Source organism: Spongiibacter tropicus DSM 19543, from assembly GCF_000420325.1.
Lineage (GTDB): Bacteria > Pseudomonadota > Gammaproteobacteria > Pseudomonadales > Spongiibacteraceae > Spongiibacter > Spongiibacter tropicus.
In genome coordinates this window covers 222,122-241,092 of record NZ_ATUS01000004.1, presented here as the reverse complement: position 1 = coordinate 241,092, position 18,971 = coordinate 222,122, and the positions used below count along the sequence as shown (strand labels likewise).

At 54.9% G+C, this 18,971-nt stretch carries 22 protein-coding genes and 1 pseudogene; 15 read left to right on the top strand and 8 right to left on the bottom strand.

Annotation, left to right across the window (positions count from 1 at the left end; translation table 11 throughout):
* Positions 1 to 19: 19 nt before the first annotated feature.
* Positions 20 to 676: an outer membrane beta-barrel protein gene (locus G411_RS0116050; RefSeq protein ID WP_022960234.1), complete on the bottom strand. Its 657-nt coding sequence runs from the start codon at positions 674 to 676 to the stop codon at positions 20 to 22.
* Between the two features lie 619 nt (positions 677 to 1,295).
* On the opposite strand from G411_RS0116050, the gene G411_RS0116045 reads away from it, so the two are divergent.
* From G411_RS0116045 to G411_RS0116015, 7 genes are all read left to right on the top strand, one after another.
* Positions 1,296 to 2,510 (top strand): tyrosine-type recombinase/integrase, encoded by a 1,215-nt coding sequence (locus G411_RS0116045; protein ID WP_022960233.1) that lies wholly within the window; start codon positions 1,296 to 1,298, stop codon positions 2,508 to 2,510.
* On the top strand, positions 2,507 to 3,517 hold the full coding sequence (locus G411_RS0116040; protein ID WP_022960232.1) for a hypothetical protein: 1,011 nt from the start codon (positions 2,507 to 2,509) through the stop codon (positions 3,515 to 3,517). The genes G411_RS0116045 and G411_RS0116040 overlap by 4 nt, the downstream gene beginning before the upstream one ends.
* A 99-nt stretch (positions 3,518 to 3,616) precedes the next feature.
* Positions 3,617 to 3,889, top strand: a complete 273-nt coding sequence (locus tag G411_RS22595; RefSeq protein WP_425423269.1) for a helix-turn-helix domain-containing protein — start codon at positions 3,617 to 3,619, stop codon at positions 3,887 to 3,889.
* A gap of 273 nt (positions 3,890 to 4,162) precedes the next feature.
* Positions 4,163 to 5,893, top strand: coding sequence for a replication endonuclease (locus G411_RS20860; protein ID WP_022960230.1), 1,731 nt, complete (start codon positions 4,163 to 4,165; stop codon positions 5,891 to 5,893).
* Between the two features lie 91 nt (positions 5,894 to 5,984).
* Positions 5,985 to 6,599 carry a helix-turn-helix domain-containing protein gene (locus G411_RS0116025; RefSeq protein WP_022960229.1) on the top strand — a complete coding sequence of 205 codons (615 nt, stop codon included), beginning with the start codon at positions 5,985 to 5,987 and terminating at the stop codon, positions 6,597 to 6,599.
* Between the two features lie 85 nt (positions 6,600 to 6,684).
* Positions 6,685 to 7,044: a type II toxin-antitoxin system RelE/ParE family toxin gene (locus G411_RS0116020; RefSeq protein WP_028968522.1), complete on the top strand. Its 360-nt coding sequence runs from the start codon at positions 6,685 to 6,687 to the stop codon at positions 7,042 to 7,044.
* Positions 7,045 to 7,060: 16 nt separating this feature from the next.
* Positions 7,061 to 7,390 carry an XRE family transcriptional regulator gene (locus G411_RS0116015; protein ID WP_022960228.1) on the top strand — a complete coding sequence of 110 codons (330 nt, stop codon included), beginning with the start codon at positions 7,061 to 7,063 and terminating at the stop codon, positions 7,388 to 7,390.
* Between the two features lie 7 nt (positions 7,391 to 7,397).
* Here G411_RS0116015 and G411_RS0116010 read toward each other — a convergent pair whose 3' ends face one another.
* Complete coding sequence (locus G411_RS0116010) at positions 7,398 to 7,859, bottom strand: hypothetical protein (RefSeq protein ID WP_022960227.1); 462 nt, start codon at positions 7,857 to 7,859, stop codon at positions 7,398 to 7,400.
* Positions 7,856 to 8,062 (bottom strand): hypothetical protein, encoded by a 207-nt coding sequence (locus tag G411_RS22185; RefSeq protein ID WP_157581364.1) that lies wholly within the window; start codon positions 8,060 to 8,062, stop codon positions 7,856 to 7,858. The genes G411_RS0116010 and G411_RS22185 overlap by 4 nt, the downstream gene beginning before the upstream one ends.
* Positions 8,063 to 8,958: 896 nt before the next feature.
* Between G411_RS22185 and G411_RS0115995 the strand changes: the two genes are divergently transcribed.
* Entirely contained in the window at positions 8,959 to 10,155 is a 1,197-nt protein-coding gene (locus tag G411_RS0115995) for a tyrosine-type recombinase/integrase (protein WP_022960224.1), read from the top strand.
* On the opposite strand, the pseudogene G411_RS22590 reads toward G411_RS0115995, so the two are convergent.
* Positions 10,135 to 10,185, bottom strand: a pseudogene (locus G411_RS22590) (hypothetical protein); the annotation flags it as partial. The gene G411_RS0115995 and the pseudogene G411_RS22590 overlap by 21 nt on opposite strands.
* Before the next feature lie 302 nt (positions 10,186 to 10,487).
* Here G411_RS22590 and G411_RS0115990 point away from each other — a divergent pair.
* Entirely contained in the window at positions 10,488 to 11,444 is a 957-nt protein-coding gene (locus tag G411_RS0115990; RefSeq protein ID WP_022960223.1) for an arsenic resistance protein, read from the top strand.
* Between the two features lie 15 nt (positions 11,445 to 11,459).
* Here G411_RS0115990 and merA read toward each other — a convergent pair whose 3' ends face one another.
* From merA to merT, 3 genes are read right to left on the bottom strand one after another with little or no spacing between them, the layout of a single operon-like run.
* A complete protein-coding gene (gene merA / locus G411_RS0115985; RefSeq protein WP_022960222.1) occupies positions 11,460 to 12,866 on the bottom strand; it encodes a mercury(II) reductase in 1,407 nt (468 codons plus the stop codon).
* Between the two features lie 36 nt (positions 12,867 to 12,902).
* Positions 12,903 to 13,199 (bottom strand): mercury resistance system periplasmic binding protein MerP, encoded by a 297-nt coding sequence (merP, locus tag G411_RS0115980; RefSeq protein ID WP_022960221.1) that lies wholly within the window; start codon positions 13,197 to 13,199, stop codon positions 12,903 to 12,905.
* A 12-nt stretch (positions 13,200 to 13,211) separates the two neighbouring features.
* Positions 13,212 to 13,562 (bottom strand): mercuric ion transporter MerT, encoded by a 351-nt coding sequence (merT, locus tag G411_RS0115975; RefSeq protein WP_022960220.1) that lies wholly within the window; start codon positions 13,560 to 13,562, stop codon positions 13,212 to 13,214.
* A 73-nt stretch (positions 13,563 to 13,635) separates the two neighbouring features.
* On the opposite strand from merT, the gene merR reads away from it, so the two are divergent.
* Positions 13,636 to 14,064, top strand: a complete 429-nt coding sequence (gene merR, locus G411_RS0115970; RefSeq protein ID WP_022960219.1) for a mercury resistance transcriptional regulator MerR — start codon at positions 13,636 to 13,638, stop codon at positions 14,062 to 14,064.
* Positions 14,065 to 14,172: 108 nt separating this feature from the next.
* Here the strand turns inward: merR and dmeF are convergent, their stop codons facing one another.
* Complete coding sequence (gene dmeF / locus G411_RS0115965; RefSeq protein WP_022960218.1) at positions 14,173 to 15,105, bottom strand: CDF family Co(II)/Ni(II) efflux transporter DmeF; 933 nt, start codon at positions 15,103 to 15,105, stop codon at positions 14,173 to 14,175.
* Positions 15,106 to 15,178: 73 nt separating this feature from the next.
* On the opposite strand from dmeF, the gene G411_RS0115960 reads away from it, so the two are divergent.
* From G411_RS0115960 to G411_RS0115945, 5 genes are all read left to right on the top strand, one after another.
* The gene (locus G411_RS0115960; protein ID WP_022960217.1) at positions 15,179 to 15,454 is read left to right on the top strand and encodes a metal/formaldehyde-sensitive transcriptional repressor; all 276 of its coding nucleotides are present in this window, start codon (positions 15,179 to 15,181) and stop codon (positions 15,452 to 15,454) included.
* A 92-nt stretch (positions 15,455 to 15,546) separates the two neighbouring features.
* On the top strand, positions 15,547 to 15,861 hold the full coding sequence (locus tag G411_RS0115955; RefSeq protein ID WP_425423268.1) for a YkvA family protein: 315 nt from the start codon (positions 15,547 to 15,549) through the stop codon (positions 15,859 to 15,861).
* 138 nt (positions 15,862 to 15,999) lie between these two features.
* On the top strand, positions 16,000 to 16,347 hold the full coding sequence (locus tag G411_RS22180; RefSeq protein WP_157581362.1) for a hypothetical protein: 348 nt from the start codon (positions 16,000 to 16,002) through the stop codon (positions 16,345 to 16,347).
* Between the two features lie 102 nt (positions 16,348 to 16,449).
* Positions 16,450 to 17,721, top strand: coding sequence for a TolC family protein (locus G411_RS0115950; protein ID WP_211218361.1), 1,272 nt, complete (start codon positions 16,450 to 16,452; stop codon positions 17,719 to 17,721).
* Between the two features lie 23 nt (positions 17,722 to 17,744).
* Positions 17,745 to 18,959 carry an efflux RND transporter periplasmic adaptor subunit gene (locus G411_RS0115945; RefSeq protein WP_022960214.1) on the top strand — a complete coding sequence of 405 codons (1,215 nt, stop codon included), beginning with the start codon at positions 17,745 to 17,747 and terminating at the stop codon, positions 18,957 to 18,959.
* The last annotated feature ends 12 nt before the right edge of the window (positions 18,960 to 18,971 follow it).

The window sequence follows — 18,971 nt, the reverse complement described above, 5'->3', positions numbered from 1 at the left end:
TTTCCCGGCGGAAGCGCGCTTAGAATCGCAGAACGAAATCCACCGAGACGACATCTGCGGACATATCGATACTGCGATCATCGTCGAACACGTAGTAGTCATATCCCACCTGAATATCGGCGTTGCGAGCGACCGCCAGACGCATCCCGGCCCCCAGATAAGGATCACTGCCCTCGACCAGAAACTCACCGCGTCGACTGCTGTCCTCAACCCGTCCATCAAACTCCCAGGCAGCAATACCCATTCTTGCGTACAGGCCAATCGGCTCTTTGGCTGGCGTCTGCAGCCGCAGACCGATAAACAGCGCATCGAGGCTCCCGTCTATATCAACCCGGCCCGCACTGTAACCGTTATTTAGCACCTGACTACCATCAGAAAACCCAGACGCAGTCAGATCACCCAGGTTTACATAGCCCATTTCAAAGGCGAGGCTTTCGCCCACCGGCAAGCCAAAACCAATCCGCGCGGCACTCGACTGTTCATCGACCTCAACATCACTCAAGCTGCCGTCGCCAAAGCTATAGCGAACGTCTCGTTCCTGCCAGCTGAAATCCGACATTCCCACGCCGCCAAACACATACATGCTGGGTGACGAACTGCGATAAGGCGACGCCTGTGCGGTGGGAACGGATAAGGCCAGAACCAAGGCAGACGCCGACAACACAGAATATTTCATGGCAAAGCTCCTGAAAGAAACAGGCTTGCAGTATTGAGTGCAAAGACTGAATCGGGACTGAATTGATATCGACTGGATGTAAAACGTAATGATCATGCTAAAGCGATATGTAGAGTCAGTCTTCAGGGCACGACAGCATCGTGGCGTCAGTATCGTAGGGTGTCGACCACCGCCGGGCTAAAAGGATAGGCTAACTAAACTCACCTGCCTCATCGCGCAGGATTAGACGACGTGATCGCACACGTCGTTACGACAGACACGTAATGAGTCACATCGTACCAAACAGACGCAACAAGGCTTTTTAGCAGCGGTATCAATGGTGCCCGAGGCCGGAATCGAACCGGCACGACTGCAATAGTCGGGAGATTTTAAGGATTTCGAATGTAAAATCTCATTACTTACCCATTCCATATTAAATCCTCTTATTTCAGCATGTTAAAAGATTTTTAGCGTTTTTTGTTACGCGCCATTCGTCAGGATAGTATGTATAAATCATCAAAAACTGTCTACTATACGTCTACTATTTTCTGAAATAGACGAATTTGGAGATATTCATCTCAAAAAGTGGCATTTTCGGAGGCCATGTCTATTTCGGGTCTATTACGGAGTCCAAAGACTATTGGCCAAGCTAACAAAATCCTATATCGACCGCCTACCGATTCCACCCAGAAAGGCAGACGGGAAAGCCGCTCAAGTTATATACCGCGATGATTCACTACTGGGGTTTGGCCTGCTCGTGGGCAGTGGCGGCACGAAGTCATTCTTCGTGGAACGCAGGGTCAATGGCCGGGTTAAACGGATGTCGATAGGCCGGTATGGCCATCTAACCCCTACTCAGGCGCGAATCCGAGCCCAAGAGATGCTTGGCACCATTGCTGTAGGCAAAGACCCTATGACGGAAAAGCGAGCCGCTCATGCTAAATCCATCAGCTTCAGCGACGCGTTTGAGGATTACTTAGCCGTACGAAAGGATCTGAAACCAGGCACTATCGGGAACTATAGAAAATGTGTTGATGGTTGTTTTGCTGATTGGAAGCCCAAGCGACTGATAGACATCAGCAAAGACATGGTAGAGAAGCGCCATTCGGAGATCGGCTCCAGGGCGCCAGCTCGTGCGAATAACGCTATGCGTGTTCTCCGGGCAATATTTAATCACTCAATGGCAAAATACGAGGATGAAAAAGGACAGCCCATTATTTCCGTTAACCCCGTTGACCGCCTAAGCAAAAGTCGCGCTTGGTATCCATCTGAGCGTCGCCGCACGCTGCTAAAACCGCATGAGCTATCTGCCTTTTTCGCTGCCACAGAGGCGCTGACATATGATGTGACGCGGGACTACCTCAGATTCCTGCTCTTTACCGGCCTACGCAAGACCGAAGCGGCCAATCTCCAGTGGAGCCATGTTTGCTTTGATGATCGTACATTTTCGATACCAGACACCAAAAACGGGGAGCCGCATACCCTTCCCTTGCCCGACTACCTGCTCAACATGCTCAAGCACAGAAAGAGGTTCAACTGCGGTAAGTGGGTGTTCCCCAGCCCATTACACGATGGCCCCCTAAAAGAGCCAAGAAATGCCGTGACGCAAGTCTCCGTGAGCATGGGAAAACCGCTGAGACTCCATGATTTGAGACGAACATTCATCACCATCGCGGAGAGCCTAGACATACCGGCATACGCGCTAAAACAGATGCTTAACCACCGAAACGCCAATGATGTCACTGCTGGTTATATAGTCGCCGACACCAACCGGCTGAGGCAGCCTATGGAAAAAGTCGCGGAATTCATACTAAAAAACAGCAAGGACACTCATCGCTCAGAGGAAGAGGCATGAACAAGTTTTATGAAAAATATGGAATTTCGGACGAGGATATCGACAAAATATTTCCAGTTACCGGCAGATCCGTACTCATGGATATTGTGGAGTATGCCGTCCGAAAACTGAGTGAAACCGAATTCCCGAAAATGCTGTTATCCAGCATCAAATCCGGTGAAGTTTCGAAGACATTTGAACAAACCATGTTCTGGCCACTTATGCTAGGAAAGGAAATTTTTGAGCCAGGAACGCGGCAACAAAGTGAGCTGAAATTTGTTGAGATGCTGAAATCTTACGGTGCACCAACCAGCATTGACCAAGTTTCTCTGGAATTTTTAAAATCGAAAGCCGGAGATAGTCTATTCAACGAAATCAAAGATAAATTATCAAAGCAGTCTAATAACGTAACAGATCTTCTTGCAGCAGCGGCCGGGGTTAATGGGGCAATACCCCTTGCATGCATTATTTTCGTGTCAATTCTTGGCTTAAAAATGCAAGAGACTAAAGTCTTGTCTACGCAGAGTGGGCTATCCACCTATAAGGAGGTTTCCGAATTACTTGGAGACCAACTCGCACAAATCGTAGATCTCTATTGCCAACTAAGAGCAATGCCAGTAGCCAGTCAGTTAATCAACGAGGCTTACAAAAAGAAGTTTCAAAGCACCAATGCCGGAGGGGTATCTCCGGAGAGAATCAAGGAGCTCGACGAAGCGTTTTGGATATGGATTTTTGACTCTGGAGAGTGCAAGCCTCACATAAATCCAGAGAAAGGGTTTAGAAGTACTAATGACGCTATTGATCGCGGGTTTAAACCATGGCTCTTAAGACAAGAAGAAATCGAGTCCATTCTCAAAGAAAGTAACGGAGAACTATCATCCCTAAGGCCGAAAGTGCGGAATGGCAGAAGAAAACACCGCTCTATCGTAGAGAATACTTACGCCACGCTGCGGGAACACCTTGAGGAAAAGTGCCTCAGCGAGCATCGACCATTCCCATTCAAAACGAGATCAAAGAAATTCAACTAGTAATTTATCAGGGGTTAGCGTCGCTAAACCCTGATATAAATACATCATCTAGGGTTAGCGCCGCTAACCCGATTTCTCTGAAACCTCCTCGCTGATTGAATGCCCGTACCAGAACATGGAAGGGACATTGAGATGAAGACCAGCGAATCAGCCAACACAGAAATCCTCACCGCAGTAGAAGCCGCTCAGGTATTGGGCGTCTCTGAAGGCTTCCTCAGAAACGACCGGCACACCACAGGAAGAATCCCATTCCTCAAGTTGGGCCACCGCACCGTCCGCTACCGTCGAAGTGACCTGGAACGGTATTTAACGGCAAGCGTCTGCTCATCCACCTCTGACTACACACAGCGTCAGCAAACCGCTACAGCATAAAAAAAGCCCGCAGCTATTGGCGTAGCTCTGCGGGCTTTTGGGTATTGCTTTCAATCAGCACAGGAAGATTAGCGAAATGGCCGACATTCAGCAAGGTGTTAAACCGCAATGCTGCGGTTTTCCCCATCCCAATTTTGGGAAATGTCTCAAGGTTTCTCACCATGTTAAACCAGAGGAACCCCCCAAAACACCCCATGTAAAACAATGGGTTACACCGACTTCCCCTTCATTTTTTGGAAATAGCAGTTTCCAAATTTTGGGGAGTACTCGACCATGACCTGCTACCAGCGCCGGCTTACCGAAGCCCCAACCCCTCCCGCCCCGTTCTCCAAGCTTTGGGACGCGGTAAACAAATATGGAACCCGCGAATGCAGACTGTTTCGGGGGGAGCATATCCGACGCCATTTCCCCATTGAGCGGGAGCTGCTGTCAGCCTACCTGAGCACCTGCCGCAACTCCGGCTATCAGCGCGCCAACAGCCAGCTTCGGGAATACTCCAGGGCGCTGGCCGTCACGGAGTACCGCTTCTCGGCAACAATGGATGACGAGGATATACGCCAGCTATCAGACCAGTTTGCCCGGAAATGTGAGCGCGCCTACTCGAAGCGAGCAATACGTGGCGACTTCGACGGCGCCATTGAAGCCGCAAAAATTGAGGTTGAAGCACAGGGTATTGAGTGGCCCGCTGACGTTAAACAGGGTGATTCACCCGAAACCGCTAGAGGAAAACAGGCAGCGGCCGCCGCTCGCGCCCAAACGCCAACATGGTGGCGACGGAAGCTGCGGGTCGTTTGCGGGCGAAAAGTCGAGGCAGTACTACGAGATTCCGGGGCGGTTTGCAGCCGTCGCGCGCCCTACCTTTCAGACTGGGCGCACCGGCGCTGGCTTTGTTCCCAAACCCGTAATGCCGGACTGCTCGCCAATCTCGATGCGGTTAATCAGGATGGCGACATTGTTCCACTAGAGCAATGTGTGGAGGCCAGTGTTTCAAACCCAGTAAACCGCAGACATGAGCTGATGACACGTATCGGCGGTTGGGAGGCGCTGGCCAACGCAATGGATCTTAAAGGCCTGTTTCTCACCCTCACCTGCCCCAGTGCTTACCACGCGATTCTAAGTCAAAGCGGCCAGGTTAACCCGAATTACAACGGTTCAACACCTGCCGAGGCTCAGCAATACCTGTGCGGCGTATGGGCGAGAATCCGGGCGGCGTGGAAGCGAGCGGGTATAAAAAGCTTCGGGCTTCGCGTTTGCGAACCGCATCATGACGGTACACCGCACTTTCACTTCGTGCTGTTTTTCTCCCCGGAACACATAGAGCCAGCATGGGAAATTTTCCAAAAACATGCCCTGACCGAAGACGGTAACGAGCATGGAGCACACAAACACCGGGCTGTTCGCGTAGATGCTGATCCCACCAAGGGGAGCGCCACGGGCTATATCGCCAAGTACATCTCCAAAAATATTGATGGCTACGGTTTCAGTACCGACGAACTGGGCGATGAAAGCGGCATCCCACCGGACCAAAATGCAGGCCGCATCCGAGCCTGGGCCTCGCTCTGGGGTATTCGGCAGTTCCAGCAGATTGGCTCCTGCTCCGTAACGGTCTGGCGCGAGCTGAGGAAACTTTCTGAGCCGCTGGATGGCGTCGATCAAGCACTGGCAGAACAGCTCCGCAGTGCCGCCGACCATGGGCATTGGGCTGAGTTCGTTGAGCTTATGGGTGGCGAGCATGGCCCCTTCGCCAGTCGCAATCAGCAAGCCATGCGGGCCTTGTTGTTTATCAAAGAAAAACCGGGGCAATACGGTGAAGACATTACCCATATCGTTGGCGTGGCGCTTCGCCAGGCCGCCCGTGAAATTGCTATTCGCACTCGTTTTACCGAGTGGATGATTGTTCCGCGCGGGGCGCAGCCCTGCGCTTTGAATTTGGCGGAGCGAAGCCCGCCCCCTTGGACTTGTGTCAATAACTGTACGCCGAGCGAGACGAGTACGAGGCAATGAAGCATTTGAGGCCGGGAGTCTCCCGGATCAGATCGAAGCCAGCACCAATCACGGCGGCTGGTGGACTTAAAACCTAAACGAGGAAAGAACGATGACTATTCTGAGCAATACTCAGGCGGTTGCAGCACGCGCGGCTGTCAACCTTTCACAATCCCGTGTCGCCAAAGACACCGGCATCAGCCGCGCTTATCTCTCGCAATTTGAGAGTGGCAAGCGAATTCTTGAAGATCGCTGGCTGACAGCGCTCAACAGCTACTACCGCGAACACGGCTGGAGCCCGGAGGCCGGCGACTCGGTGCCCGCCGAACAGCAATCGATCGGCATCCGAATGCGCGATGGCTTCCAGATTTCTGCGGCACTGGACGACAGCCAGGTGGAGCAACTGCTGGATGCCTACTATGACAATCAACTGCAAATTGAGGAGCTGGCCGCATCAGAGGTGCCTCGCGGCTCCATTTTCCAAAGTGTCGCCAAAGAGAAGGCACTAAAACTCGCCTTCAAACTGCTCTGCCTGACAGCTCAGCAGGACGGTATTGTTCGCCAACTTCGGGGCCAGGATGTGGTTGCCATCTGCAATACGATGCCGTATCACGACATGGAAACCACTGGCCAGTACACCGGCTCCCTGATTGCTGGGGCGTTGGGCCTGAAGGAGCTTGATCAAGAAGAAGATGAGACCGCATTACTTGATGCGGAAATCGCCTGACTCTAGCTACTGATCGATAATACCGGCCCTTGCTGTCGGTATTATCGCCGCTTGACATTTATTCCACGGAGGTTATATTCCATCAATGGAATGCGAAGTCGAATATACGGATGAATTTGGCCTGTGGTGGGAATCACTCACCACTGCTGAGCAGGAGGACATCGCCGCCTATGTCGAGTTGTTGGAAAAGCGGGGACCACAATTACCCCACCCCTACAGCTCAGGCATCAACGGTTCCAAGCATAGTCATATGCGGGAACTGAGGGTGCAACACCAGGGGCGACCGTATCGGGTCTTTTACGCATTCGACCCGCGCCGGGTGGCAATTTTGCTGATCGGCGGTGATAAAACAGGTAACAAGCGATTCTACGACGAGTACATACCAGTTGCAGATAGCCTGTATGACCAGCACCTGCTGGAAATTGCCAATGAATCCAGTCGTTGAGTGGAGGGAATGAACCATGGCGAAATCATTTAAAAACCTGCGGGACAAGATGTCGCCAGAGTCTCAGGCGGCAGCTAAAGCCAAAGCCGACATGCTACTGGCTGAAATGCCGCTGTCGGAGCTTCGGCAGGCACGCAAACTGTCTCAGGCTCAACTTGCAGAGCGAATGCATGTCAACCAAGCGGCCATTTCCAAAATGGAGCGCCGTACTGACATGTATGTGTCAACGCTACGCGAAGCCATTCAGGCCATGGGCGGAGAGCTGGAGATTCAAGCCAAGTTCCCCGAGGGCTCGGTGTCGATAAAGCAGTTCCACGACCTTAACGACGCCGCAACCCCCGCTTAATACATCATCAACTGACCACACCCAGCGGGCCGACCAGCCCGCCTCCTTTGCGCTTTGACTCAATTTCAATCAGTTCATCCAGGTCAAACAGCGCCCCTTCAATGTGAAGTATTGCCGTTACCATTGGAAAACTGACCGGCTTCGCCTTCACATCGGCCTCTGCCGCCGTAGCCTGTATGCCTTCCAGTGCTTCAATGCCAATCTCAAGATAGCGATGAATCGAGTACACCGACTTACCCTTAGTCGAAGGCCCAAAAATCTTACCTTGCCGGACTTTTTCCATCTGAGCATCAATGTACGGCTGGATGGCGTCCAGCAGCTTACGGAATTGTTCATTCAGCGGGCGGAGTATGATTGCCACATCCGTTGAATGCCCTTCGCTCTGCGCAGCCAAGTTCTCCAGGCGTCGACAGGCGTCAGTCACTACCTCCAGTTCTTCTCTGATCTGCCGCAATGTCATGGCGCTCATAGTCCTGTCCTCCCAAAAAATTCCCTTTCATTGGCCGAATTCGGGCCTCCAACGCCTTCACGGGTATCGATCAGCTCCTGCTCAAGCACGGCGATACGCTTTTTGGCCGCAGCCAGATCGTGCTCAAGGGCACAAACTTGCTGTCGCAACAGATCTTCATGCCAGGCAAAATTAATGGCATCGTTCTCGTTGACCTCACCCACTCCATAGAACTCAAGATTTCCGCTGGCATTTATGAAGGTGTGACTCCAACTTTCGGGTAGGACACGCCCACGCATATACAAGCTCAGTAGCTTAACAACTGCCTGTGGAGCGCTATTACGCCTCCTATACCGCCTAGCTGTACATCTACTCACACCTGCAATCTCGGAGATTTTCCGAGCACTCAGGGCCCCTGTGGACCCTAACGGTGCCGTTCCAGTTTCCGGCTTGGGCTTAGGCTTGGCAGACGTTCTACGCAAAGGAACCCCATTCTCTCGGCGCCAAACCTTCGGCAAGGGCTCTCCGCTTTCGACGGACATCCTGTAATAACGAATAAGCTCAAGTGCCGATCCTCTGGTGTAGCATGCCCGACGAGGGTTGCGAGATCGTTTGAGGATATCCGTGCTCTTTTCCCATGAACGGAGCTTGGCGGTTGGCACGTTTAGCAATTTAGCCAAGACGCGAGATTTTACGAAGAACACGTTCTCCGCCAGCGGGAGTTCCAGTTCAGGAGGCATACCAAATTCAGGAGACATACAGAGCCTCCAGCTTGATAGGTGCAAAGGAAAAACCAGAGCCGTCTACTATGCGTCTACTATCGAAAAATGCCGACAGTTCGCACAAAGAGGAAAAATACGATAACTCATTGATTTTATTGGTGCCCGAGGCCGGAATCGAACCGGCACGACTGCAATAGTCGGGAGATTTTAAGCGGTAGTCTGGCTTCCACTCCGGGGTACTCCCTGCTTGTATACGGCGCGATTCAGCTGGTTTTTCAAAGACTTAAAAAAAGGGATCATATGCCGGAGTTTGATGCTAATCGCTCTGGTTCGCTCTCCCGAGGCTCCTATTTGCTCCTTGGATAAGACCTGGAACCGGAGGTTTCAGGAGTCCAGAAATGCCGCGAGTAAAGCTCACAAAAACCATCGTTGCCAGTGCCCAACCGGGAGAGACCGACATTGAATTGAGGGATACCCTCGTCCCCGGATTTTTCTGCAAAGTCACCCCAACTGGACGCAAGGTTTTCATGCTCCAGTATCGCACAAACAGTGGCAAGCGACGCAAGCCGTCACTTGGCCTGTTTGGCGAGCTGACTGTCGAACAGGCCCGCACCCTCGCTCAGGATTTGCTGGCGGATGTACGCCGGGGCAATGACCCTTCAGGCCAAAAAGCCAGGGATCGGCAAGCCCCGACAGTTAAGGATCTATGCAAACGTTTTATGGAAGATCACTGTATACCGCACAACAAACCACTTACCCAAAAGAAAAACCAGTACCATATCGATAAATATCTTCTCCCCTCTATGGGCACCCTGAAAGTCCACGAGGTGGAACGGGCAGATATTTTGGCGCTCATGAAGCGCCTGGAAAAAACACCCACCCAGGCTAACCGGATACTGGCTTGTGTTCGCAAAATGTTCAACCTGGCTGAACTTTGGGGGTACCGCCCGGATGGCACCAATCCTTGCCGACACGTGACCAAGTTCCCCGAGAAAGGCAAAACCCGACTGCTTACCGACAAGGAGATGATCCAGCTATTCAGGCAGCTGGATAAAGCGGAAAAAGAGGAGCTTGAGCATCCTTCCCCAATTCTCGGCATCCGACTCCAGTTTGCCTTTGCCGCCAGGATGTCAGAAATCCTGGCGCTACAATGGGAGTGGGTAGACCTGGTCGGTCGCCGAGTCGTCTGGCCCGACAGCAAAACCGGTGACATGTCCAAACCTATCAGCTCGGAAGCCTACGAACTGCTCTCTGATGCCGCAATCCACAGCAAATCGCCGTACGTCTGCCCTGCTCTGGAAGATCCCAACAAGCCGTTGACCCAAAATGCCTACTATGGCGCCTGGCGCCGCATACTGAAAAGGGCCGGCATCCCCCTTGTTGGCACACATGGCATACGGCATCGCGCTGCCACCGACATTGCCAATTCAGGTGTCCCGATCAAAGTGGGTATGGCGTTGACTGCCCACAAAACCGTGACCATGTTCATGCGATACGTTCATGTCGAGGACGATCCGGTGCGGGAAGCAGCCGAACTGGTGGCAAATCGACGCCAGATTATCACCAGGCTGAAATCAAATAAGGCGGAACCCTAATGACCATTCTCCAAGAGTGGGGACAGACTGAACGCCAAACGGCTAAAAATACGTATTTTCTTTTATTATCACCATCGTAGGAAGCCTACACCGTACTACGCAATATGGCCTGAAATGGCATAGTTTGGCGATCAAATTGCCCCAGATTTTCCCTAAGAAATCGGCCGGTAACTTGGGGCATATCTCAGCGTATGCAGTAGTACTTTGCTGGGGTTGGAAGGAACTCCCACAGACACGTTGGCTGACAACACCGTGACTCACAGGACTCCCATGGTACTATCCGGCCCACACAAACAGGTGCCGAGTCCGGGTATCATCGTGGAAGAAGCCAAATGCGTAACAGCCTAGAACAATATCAGGTCTGGTTTTATCTGGTTGCCATCCTGGCCGGCATGGCCATCGGCTGGATGTCACCAGAGCAGACTCGTCATTGGGAAGCGCTGCTTTGGCCGGCCCTGGGTGTTCTCCTGTACACTACTTTCACTCAGGTACCACTGATACATCTCAGGTCGGCATTTCGTGATCGCCGCTTTCTGGCCGCTTTGCTGACGGGCAATTTTATCCTGATACCGGTGGTCGTTGGTCTTCTGTTGTGGCTGTTACCGGATGATCCCGCTATTCGTCTCGGCGTACTGCTGGTACTGCTGGTGCCCTGTACGGACTGGTTTATCAGTTTTACCCATCTCGGTGGTGGGGACGGTGCCAGGGCCATAGCGGCCGCGCCGATCCTTCTGCTGGTCCAGCTCATTTTGCTACCCATTTATATCTGGCTCTTCATGGGCAATATCGCCATTGAACTGGCGGTTGGCAGCCACTTGCTGCCGGCATTCTTCGGATTGATTGTCACCCCGCTGATCCTGGCCTGGATTACCGAACGGTTGACGGAAAAGCACCCGCGCGCGCAAACACTGGTGGACTGGCTTGGGTGGCTGCCCGTGCCGTTGCTGGCACTGGTGGTGTTTCTGATTGCCGGCTCCCAGGTCAGCCTGGTGATCGACAATGGCGCCCTGCTGTGGTCGGCGCTTGTGGTTTTTGTACTTTATCTGGTTGCCGCCGCTACCATCGGCAAGGGGCTCAGTGAGCTATTCGGGTTCACGCCCACTATCGGCCGCACCCTCACCTTCAGCTTTGGTACCCGCAACTCCTTCGTCATGCTGCCGCTGGCGCTGTCACTGCCGGAGCCCTGGCGTGCCGCCATCGTTGTCATCGTCTTCCAATCCCTGGTCGAGTTGTTCGGCATGGTCGCATATCTGCGCTGGCTGCCGCGCCTGATCAGGAATGCCGACTGAGCCGGGAACGCAGCCTTACCCGGCGCAACAGGACAATTGAGTCACATCCGTGGTAAAAGTCTGGGCGCAGAGCTTGAGCCCTTCCACCATGGTCAGGTAGGGAAACAGCTCTTCAGCCATTTCCTGCACGGTCATATTGGCCCGCATCACCATTACTGCCGTCTGGATCAGTTCTCCAGCCTCGGCGGCAACTGCCTGCACTCCCAGCAAGCGGCCTGAATCCTGTTCGGCCACCATTTTGATAAAGCCTTGGGTGTCGAAATTCACCAAGGCGCGCGGCACGCTGTCCAAACTGAGCACGCGAGTATCGACCTGCAACCCCTGCGTGGTCGCCTGTTCTTCCGTCAAGCCAACGGTCGCCACCTGTGGATCGGTAAAAATCACCGCCGGCATGGCGCTGAGGTCAAGCAGAGCGTCGCCGCCGCTCATGTTGACCCCGGCCCGGCTGCCCCCGGCGGCGGCCACATAGACGAACTGGGGGTGATCGGTGCAATCGCCCGCCGCATAGATGCCTGGCACGTTGGTTTGCATTCGCCCATCCACCTGAATCGCGCCACGCACTGTCTTCACGCCAATCTGTTCCAGACCCAACCGTTCGGTATTGGGTGTGCGTCCGGTGGCGATCAACAACTGCTCTGCTCGCAATTCCCCGGCATTGGTATCCAGTATGAACTCTCCATCGGCGTAATCGACCCGGCTGGCCTGGGTCCGCAGCAATACCCGAATGCCTTCCTGCTCAAAGGCCTTCCGAATAACATCGCCTACAGCCGGATCGTCACGGGATAGCAACCGGCTACGCGCCAGGATGGTTACATGACTGCCCAGCCGCGCAAAGGCCTGGGCAAGCTCCAATGCCACCGCTGATCCCCCGATCACCAGCAGGCGCTCTGGGATGATGGATAGCGACAAGGCGGAGGTGGAAGTCAGGTACGGCGTATCGGCCAACCCCGCAATGGGTGGGATCGCCGGCCGCGCACCCGTGCCGATAAATGCCCGATCAAATTTGATCCGCCGCACTTCGCCCTCCGTGGTGGTGACGTCGAGCGCATTGGCCGTCACGAATTGCGCTGTTCCCTGGATCAGGGTAATGGCCGGGTTGTCACGTAGAATACTGGCATACTTGGCCTCGCGCAGTGCTTCCACCAATCCCTGCTGTTGTTCCAGCAATTTGCCACGATCCACAGTTGGCGCCCAGACATCAATGCCCTCGTCAAAGGGACTTTGGCGTCGCAAGTGCGCGATCTTCGCCGCTCGGATCATCGTCTTGGATGGCACGCAACCGGTATTCACGCAGGTGCCACCAAGGGTGGCTCGCTCGATCACGGTTACCCGGGCGCCGCGTTCCGTCGCTTTCAGTGCCGCGGCCATGGCGGCACCGCCGGTACCGATGACAGCAATGTGAATCGCTTGCGCTTCACTCATGACGGTTTCCTATCCGAAAATTACCCTACAATCTCATTACTTCTGATCTGCCGAGCTTTGTTTGAGGGTAGATGGATAACCGGCATTGGCCGTGGCCTCCGTCAACTCTGTAACGGAGGTTTGCGTGTCCTCGAAGGTGACCCTGGCTTCGCGCTGCTCGAAGCTGACATCGACCTGCCTGACACCGTCAACCCGCTTGAGCGCAGTCATTACGGTGATCGGGCAGGCGGCGCAGGTCATACCGGGCACATCCAGCGTGACGGTCTGCTCCGCGCCCCAGAGGGGTAGACTGAACAGGGCAAACAGTGAACTTACAAGTAAGGACTTTTTCATGTTGCGGACCTCTCAGTAAAACAGGGGTAGGACATAGGGGAACACCGCAGCGATGGCGATCAGTAACGCTACGAACCAGAAGGCGGCTTTGTAAACGCCATGCACCCTGGGTGCAGCGCACACATCGCCGGGTTCACAAGCCCTGGTGGGCCGGTATATCTGGCGCCAGGCCAACACCATGGCCACCAGGGCAGCGCCCAGAAACCAGGGACGATAGGGTTCCAATGCGGTTAAATTACCGATCCAGGCGCCGGAAAACCCCAGCACCACCAACACCAACGGTACCAGGCAACAGGCAGAGGCCAGCAAGGCTGCGACACCCCCGGCAAGCAACGAACCGCGTCCCGGTTTGGATTCAGGCATGGGCAAACCTCCTGTTGTTTTATTCACCACTGTGGCAAGCTTATCTCCGTAGTCGACTACGGAGTCAAGCAACGTGTCCGGTTCTCAAAACACATCCATGACCATCGGCAGTCTGGCCAAGGCCGCAGAGATAAACGTCGAAACTATTCGCTACTACCAGCGGCTGGGGCTGATGACAGAGCCTGAGAAGCCCTTAGGCGGGATTCGCCGCTACGACGAGGACGCGCTGGCACGGCTTCGATTGATCCGCAGGGCGCGATGGCTGGGATTCAGTCTGGAGGAAATCGGAGAACTGCTGAAACTCGAAGACGGCACCCATTGCGACGAGGCCAAAGCACTGGGCGAGCGCAAGCTGGGCAACGTGCGAGACAAGATCCGCAGTCTTCAGCAAATTGAAGGCGTGCTCGACCAACTCGTCGAGGAGTGCTGCACCCAGAAGGACAATGTCACCTGCCCACTGATCGCATCCCTCCACGAGGGGTTTGAGGCAGTTACTCCATGATGGCAGCAGCAGATCCGCATCTCGAAAAGGCCCATGCATCCCTATCTACTCACGATGCAATCATCGAAGATTTGGCAGCGCATCAAAGATCAGGATGATTCCGGCTGGCTACCCTCTGACTTGATTCAACTCCACGGTCACATGAGCAAGCTCTTTGTGTACGCCTAAATACCGTTTGATATCGTCAGGCGCTACGGTTTCATCCACCACGAGCGACAAGATGCACGCGTAGCTCCCCTTCCCTACTCGCCAGACATGCAAATCCGATATTGCCGCCTCTACCGGCGCCGACTTGATGGCATCGTGTATCTCCGCCACCACAGGCGCATCCATTTCTGCATCCAGAAGCACGCGACCGGTATCCCGCAAAAGCCCGTAGGCCCAGGCGGACACCAGGCCTGCACCCACAATACCCATTACCGGGTCCAGCCAACTGGCCCCCCACCACTTGCCCCCAAACAAGGCGACAATGGCCAATAGAGAGGTTGCCGCATCGGTCATGACATGTAGATAGGCAGAACGCAGGTTGAGGTCGTGATGATGGTGATGGCTATCGTGGCTATCCGTGCCATGATGATGAGCATGACCATCTTTCAATAACCAGGCACAGGTGAGATTGACCAACAAACCTACCATGGCAATCAGGATCGCCTGGTCATAGTGAATGGGGCTCGGTGCCAGCAAGCGTTCAACGGATTGAAACAACATCAACCCGGCGACTCCGACCAACAAAATCGCACTGGTATAGCCGCCCAGGATTTCAATTTTCCAGGTGCCGAAGGCGAAGCGTTTGCTATGGGCCAAACGCCGTGCTGCGCCGTAAGCCAGGACCGACAAACCCAACGCCATGGCATGGGAACTCATGTGCCAACCATCGGCCAATAGCGCCATGGAGTTGTAAATCCATCCCCCGGCGATTTCCACCACCATGGTAATTGCGGTGAGCCAAACGGCCCACCGGGTGTTTCGTTCCGCTAACGGATTGCCGTCATCAAAAATATGGGAGTGCTGCCAAGGAATGGTGTTGTCAAATTTTTCCACAGGACTGGTACCTTAATGCATCGCGACATATACTATACCCCAGTATATATTTACACACTAGAGAACAGTGCATATGGCACACACCAACAGGGATCAAAAAAAGCTCTTAACCCGGGTTCGACGCATTAAGGGGCAGGCAGAAGCCATTGAAAAAGCCCTGGATCAGGGCAAGGATTGCACAGCCATACTGCAACAGATAGCGGCCATACGCGGTGCTATCAATGGCCTGATGTCCGAAGTGCTCGAAGGTCATCTGCGTGAACATCTGGGCGCCGAAGACATTTCTCAGGCACAGCGTCAGCAGGAACTCGATGATGTCATCGACATACTCCGATCGTATTTAAAATAGGTCATTCAACGATTAGTTCCGAAATACCGGTGAAGACATTGCGAACGCAGCTAAAAAGATGGGCCAGACTTATCAGGCAGGACATGTATACGGTGTGGCTGGTTGCGCGGGACTCTCGCACCCCTCTGCACACCAAAATACTGGCCTTCGTCGTCGGTGCCTATGCTTTTTCCCCTATCGACCTCATACCAGACTTCATCCCGGTTATTGGTTACCTGGATGACTTATTGATCGTTCCGGCGGGCATCTGGCTGGTAATAAAAATGACTCCAAAGATTGTCATTCATGAGAATCGCGAACGCGCTAGACTCCACCACCCAACGCCGATCAGCCGGGTCGCGGCAGGCGTCATTATCAGTCTGTGGCTATCTGCAATAGCGGTATCAATCTATCTATGGGGATATTGATGACGCAATTTAACTATCGCCTCCACTTGATTTGCTCAGGCCAGCGCACCAGTGCCTCACGTAACCCCATGGGGGTCCAGTCGTTTCAATGTGGTTGCCTTTCTGCTAGGCTCACGATCAAATTCCGGGACCACTTGCATGATTAAACGCTGTTTCATAGTCGCAATGACGCTGTTGATTGCTTTGCAGTCAGTGGCGTCTATTGCCTATGAAGCACAACCGCACAACCCCGCAATGCCACATTATGATGAGCATTCACACGAATCAGCGGATTTTTCCAGCGAAAATCAGGCAACCAAGTCGTCTCCCGACAGCCCCAGTCATTCAGCGGACCATTGCCATCACAGCCACAGCTGCTTTCACATGGTATTGATGGGAACCCTCACCAACATTTCCGGCTTGACGGCGGGAATAGTACGGTCCGACTACCAAGCCAACTTCACCACCGGGGTTCAATCCTCCCTTTTCCGCCCTCCCATTTTCTGATCCTGCGAATACCTTCCCCACCCGGGGGACAACTGTCATTTAGACTTTCGTAGGAGCAGTCTCATGCTTTTCAGAATGCCCATGCAAACTGGGCGCCGCGCAATGCCGTGCCACTTTATTATCCATGCCTTTTGCCTTCTAACGCTGGCATTTGGTTCTACCCTGGCACTCGCCGGGGAGAAACCGCTCACTCTGTCCAAAGCTCTCTCGCGGGCCATGGCACAAAACCCCGGCCTCCAGGTCTTCGATTTACGCCTTCAGGGTCTTGATGGCCGACGCATCACGGCAGATCAAAATCCTGCCCTGGAGGCCGGCCTGGAAGTGGAAAACTTCCTCGGCAGCGACAATCTGCGAGGAGTTGACGGGGCAGAGTACACCCTATCCCTGTCATCGGTTCTCGAACTTGGCGGCAAGCGTCAGGCCCGCGTCAGCGTGGTTGACTCACGATACGGGCGCGTCGAGGCCGAGCGCCGGGCCGAGACCCTGGATGTGCTCGGACAGGTGACCCAGCGCTTTGTCGCCACCCTGGCCCTGCAGGAAAAACTCCAACTCGCCGCTGAAGCCGTGGCGCTGGCCGAGGCCACCCACGAGATCGTCACCCGTCGCGCCGACCGCGGCGCGGCGCCCCAGGCCGAAGTCCTGCGCGCCAGGGCTGCGCTGACCCAGAGTCGTATTGAGCAGTCCCGTCTGCGAGCCGCCTACGAGAGCCGGAAAATGGCTCTGGCTTCCCTGTGGGGCGATACCAGCCCGGACTTCCAAATGCTGGAAGGCGATCTGTTCCAGTTCGGTTCCTCCGACAACTTCGATGCCCTGTACCAGCGGGTCAGCGACAGCCCGGCCATTCAAATCTACGCCAGCGAACAGCGTATCCGTGAAGCGGAGATTCAGCTGGTGCGCAGCCAGTCCGAGAGCAACATCCGTTGGCAGGTCGGCATCCGGCGCTTCGAAGAGACGGATGATACGGCCTTGACCGCTGGGCTCTCGGTACCGCTCTTTTCCGGACGGCGCAATCGCGGCGAGGTGCAGGCCGCCCTGGCGGCGCGGGATGAGGTCCGATTCCGCCGGGAGGATACCCTGCTGCGCCTCCATTCGCGCCTGTTCGACGCCTATCACTTGCGGCAACAAAGCATCGAGACTGTTGAGCAGATTCGCAGCCAAATGCTTCCCGACCTGACCGAGGCACTCACTCAGACCCGCGAAGCCTATGAAAACGGCCGCTACAGCTATGTGGAGTGGACCGCCGCACAGCGGGAGCTGCTCTCAGCACGGGAGGCACTGGTCGACGCCGCCACCACGGCGCTGCTCAACCAGGCGTTGATCGAACAACTCACGGCGCAGCCACTCGCGACTGTTCCGGGCGCCCCGACGCGCTAACCCACAAATTCAGGATTCACACCATGCAATTGATAAAACAACTCTGTCTGATTCTGGTGGCCAGCTGCCTTGCCATCAGTCCCTTACAAGCCGCCGAGGAACAACACGACGAATCGCAGGCCGAGGCCAGGGGGCCTCACGGCGGCATACTGCTGCAACAGAACGACGCCACCGTCGAACTGCAAATCTTTGAGCAGGGCGTTCCCCCGGAATACCGGGCCTGGGTCACCAAGGCTGGCCGCGCCGTTACCGATGATATTGACCTCAATGTCCAGCTCACCCGCCTGGGCGGGCAAGTGGACACATTCGACTTCGCCTACCAGGGGGACTACTGGCTGGGGGATGGCGTGGTGACCGAACCCCACTCCTTCGACGTGGAAGTGACCCTCGCCATGGACGGCAAGAACTACCGCTGGCACTGGGAATCCCACGAAGGTCGCACCCGGATCGCCCCGGCTATCGCAGATAAAGCGGGTATCACAACGGCCGCAGCCGGGCCGGGTGCCATCGAGCGCAGCCTCACCACCTACGGCAGCCTGACCACGGCACCGCAGCAGATTGCCCGGATCCGCGCCCGTTTCCCGGGCGTGGTCAGCCAGGTGAAGGTCAATCTGGGCGATCGGGTCGAACGTGGTGACGTGCTCGCTCAAGTCGAGTCCAACGAAAGCCTGCAAACCTACGCACTGCGAGCGCCCATCGACGGGATCGTCATTGAGCGTCGGATCAGCAATGGGGAAATGGCCGGGGAGCAACCCCTATTCGCCATTGCCGATTTGACCACTCTGTGGGCCGAACTCAAGGTCTTCCCCGGCCAACGGGCCGAGGTTGCCATTGGCCAGAAAGTCCGACTGAAGGCTGACGGCATCGAGCGGGAAGGCACCATCCGCCACTTGCTGCCGGCACCCGGCAACGCGCCCTACACCCTCGCCCGGGTTGAAGTCGACAATGCCGAGGGTCTGTTGACCCCCGGGTTGCTGGTGGCCGGGGATATCGTGGTGGAAACGGTGGAGGCCCCCTTGGTGGTTGACAACCGCGCCCTACAATCCTTTCGGGACTGGACCGTGGTGTTTATTCAGGTGGATGACACCTACGAGATCCGCCCACTGGAGCTGGGCCGCAGCGACGGCAACCTGACTGAGGTACTGGGCGGCCTGCAAGCAGGCGATCGCTATGTGGTGGAAAACAGTTATTTGATCAAGGCCGATATCGAAAAATCCGGCGCATCCCACGACCACTAACCAGGAGGCTAT

Coding starts and splice junctions, on each gene's coding strand:
- G411_RS0116050 (WP_022960234.1), bottom strand. CDS start 676: ATGAAATATTCTGTGTTGTCGGCGTCTGCCTTGGTTCTGGCCTTATCC.
- G411_RS0116040 (WP_022960232.1), top strand. CDS start 2,507: ATGAACAAGTTTTATGAAAAATATGGAATTTCGGACGAGGATATCGAC.
- G411_RS22595 (WP_425423269.1), top strand. CDS start 3,617: ATGCCCGTACCAGAACATGGAAGGGACATTGAGATGAAGACCAGCGAA.
- G411_RS20860 (WP_022960230.1), top strand. CDS start 4,163: ATGACCTGCTACCAGCGCCGGCTTACCGAAGCCCCAACCCCTCCCGCC.
- G411_RS0116025 (WP_022960229.1), top strand. CDS start 5,985: ATGACTATTCTGAGCAATACTCAGGCGGTTGCAGCACGCGCGGCTGTC.
- G411_RS0116020 (WP_028968522.1), top strand. CDS start 6,685: ATGGAATGCGAAGTCGAATATACGGATGAATTTGGCCTGTGGTGGGAA.
- G411_RS0116015 (WP_022960228.1), top strand. CDS start 7,061: ATGGCGAAATCATTTAAAAACCTGCGGGACAAGATGTCGCCAGAGTCT.
- G411_RS0116010 (WP_022960227.1), bottom strand. CDS start 7,859: ATGAGCGCCATGACATTGCGGCAGATCAGAGAAGAACTGGAGGTAGTG.
- G411_RS0115995 (WP_022960224.1), top strand. CDS start 8,959: ATGCCGCGAGTAAAGCTCACAAAAACCATCGTTGCCAGTGCCCAACCG.
- G411_RS0115990 (WP_022960223.1), top strand. CDS start 10,488: ATGCGTAACAGCCTAGAACAATATCAGGTCTGGTTTTATCTGGTTGCC.
- merA (WP_022960222.1), bottom strand. CDS start 12,866: ATGAGTGAAGCGCAAGCGATTCACATTGCTGTCATCGGTACCGGCGGT.
- merP (WP_022960221.1), bottom strand. CDS start 13,199: ATGAAAAAGTCCTTACTTGTAAGTTCACTGTTTGCCCTGTTCAGTCTA.
- merT (WP_022960220.1), bottom strand. CDS start 13,562: ATGCCTGAATCCAAACCGGGACGCGGTTCGTTGCTTGCCGGGGGTGTC.
- G411_RS0115960 (WP_022960217.1), top strand. CDS start 15,179: ATGGCACACACCAACAGGGATCAAAAAAAGCTCTTAACCCGGGTTCGA.
- G411_RS22180 (WP_157581362.1), top strand. CDS start 16,000: ATGATTAAACGCTGTTTCATAGTCGCAATGACGCTGTTGATTGCTTTG.
- G411_RS0115950 (WP_211218361.1), top strand. CDS start 16,450: ATGCCGTGCCACTTTATTATCCATGCCTTTTGCCTTCTAACGCTGGCA.
- G411_RS0115945 (WP_022960214.1), top strand. CDS start 17,745: ATGCAATTGATAAAACAACTCTGTCTGATTCTGGTGGCCAGCTGCCTT.